The 2,296-nt window shown below is 69.6% G+C and carries 1 protein-coding gene; it reads left to right on the forward strand.

The window, feature by feature from the left end; translation table 11 throughout:
* Nucleotides 1–16: 16 nt before the first annotated feature.
* A partial coding sequence (locus AQI94_RS42040; RefSeq protein ID WP_225890419.1) for a condensation domain-containing protein occupies nt 17–2,296 on the forward strand: 2,280 nt, incomplete at its 3' end.

The raw sequence follows: 2,296 nt of genomic DNA on the forward strand, positions 1-2,296 counted from the left end.
CGACGACCAGCTCAAGGTGCGTGGTTTCCGGATCGAGCCCGGCGAGATCGAAGCCGCCCTCGTCGCCCACCCCGGAGTCGCTACTGCGGTGGTCGTCGGGCACGGTGAGGGCTCGTTGCGTCGTCTGGTGGCCTACGTGGTGCCGTCGCGGCCGGACGAGGACGCTCCGTCGTCGGCCGAGTTGCGTGACCGGGTGCGCGAGGCCCTGCCGGAGTACATGGTGCCGTCCCTGTTCGTGGAGCTGGCAGCCCTGCCGCTGACCCCCAACGGCAAGATCGACCGCGCCGCCCTGCCCGAGCCGGAAGGCCTTCGAGCCGGGGGAGAAGGCACGTACGTCATTCCGGCGACCGCGACCGAGGAACTACTGGCCGGGATCTGGGCGCAGGTGCTGCGCGTGGACCGGGTCGGGGCGCTGGACGGATTCTTCGACCTGGGTGGGCACTCCCTGCTCGCCACCCAGATCGTCTCCCGTGTGCGTGAGGTGTTCGGGGCGGAGATTCCGCTGGCCGCGCTCTTCGATCAGCCCACGGTGCGCGGTCTGGCCGCGGTGATCGACGGTGCGGGTCGCGGCGATGTCCTGCCGCCGATCACGGTGGCGGACCGCAGCCGCCCGCTGCCGCTGTCGTTCGCGCAGCAACGGCTGTGGTTCCTGGCCCAGTTGGAGCCCGGCTCGGTCGAGTACAACCTCCCCACGCCCATGCGGTGGCGGCACGCGGTGAACGTCTCCGCACTGGGCGCGGCTCTCGGGGCGCTGGTCGCCCGGCATGAGGTGCTGCGCACCCGGCTGGTGGCCGACGCCGACGGTGTACCGCACCAGGTGATCGACCCGCCGTCCGAGTTCCCGCTGACGGTGGTGGACGTGTCCGACGCCGCTGATCCCGCACTGGCGGCACGGCACTTGACCGCGGTGGACGCCGTCACTCCCTTCGACCTGGCCGGCGGTCCTCTGATCCGTGCCACCCTCGTCCGAGTGGCATCGGACGACCACGTACTGGCCCTGGTGACACACCACGCCGTCACCGACGACCTGTCGGACCGCGTCCTCCAGCGCGAACTGCGGGCTCTGTACGAGGCGTTCCGCACGGGATCGCCGGACCCGTTGCCGCCGCTGGCGGTGCAGTACGCGGACTTCGCCGTCTGGCAGCGGCAGTGGCTGGCCGATGACGTGTTGGAGAGCCAACGGGACTACTGGCGTGCCCAGTTGACCGACGCTCCCGTCGTGGACCTGCCCACCGACCGGCCGCGTCCGCCGGTGAGGTCCACCGACGGTGCCGTGCGCAGGTTCGCCGTGCCGGCCCCCACGACCGAAGCGCTGCGCACGCTCTCTCAGGCGAACGGCACCACGATGTCCATGACGTTGCTGGCCGCGTTCAGTTCGCTGCTCGGCCGTTATGGCGGAGTCGAGGACGTGACGGTCGGCACGCCGGTGGCGAACCGCAGTCGGTCCGAGACGGAGGACCTGATCGGGTTCTTCGTGAACACGTTGGTGATGCGGACGGATCTGTCGGGTGATCCGACGTTCACCGAACTCCTGGGCCGTGTACGGCAGATGGCGCTGGGGGCCTATGCCCATCAGGATCTGCAGTTCGAACAGTTGGTGGACGAGCTGGTCGTCGAACGCGACCGCTCACGCACTCCGCTCTTCCAAGTCCTGTTCACCTACGCCGCGGCGGATCCGGGCGATGCCGCCCCGAGCGTCAGTCCAAGCCGGGACGACGAAGCCGACGAATCGGTACCGGTGAAGTACGACCTGGTCCTGGCCTTGGCGGAGTCCGACGGCGGTCTCACGGCGGAGTTGCAGTACAGCACCGCGTTGTTCGATGCCGTGACGGTGGAGCGGTTGGCCGGGCATCTGGTGACGGTGTTGGAGGCGGTGGCGGAGGACGCGGGGCGGCGTGTGGGTGAGCTGCCGGTGTTGTCGTCGGTGGAGCGGGATCAGGTGGTGCGGGGGTGGAACGACACGTCCGTGTCACTGCCGTCGGTGGCCGGAGTCCATGAACTGATCGCTGTTCAGGCGGCGGTAGCTGCGGATGCGGTGGCGGTGGTCTCGGGCGACTCCATGCTGTCCTATGCCGCATTGATGGCGAGGGCGAATCGGCTGGCGCATTATCTGCAGGGTGTGGGGGTGGGGCCGGAGTCGGTGGTGGGGCTGTGCGTGGAGCGCGGTCTTGACATGGTGGTGGCGGTGCTGGCGGTGTGGCAGGCCGGCGGCGCGTATCTGCCCCTCGACCCCGAGTTCCCGGCCGACCGCTTGCGGTTCATGCTGGCCGACAGCGGTTGTTCGGTCCTGGTGGGG

The sequence above is a fragment of the Streptomyces pseudovenezuelae genome (genome assembly GCF_001513955.1).
In the GTDB taxonomy this organism is placed as follows: domain Bacteria; phylum Actinomycetota; class Actinomycetes; order Streptomycetales; family Streptomycetaceae; genus Streptomyces; species Streptomyces pseudovenezuelae.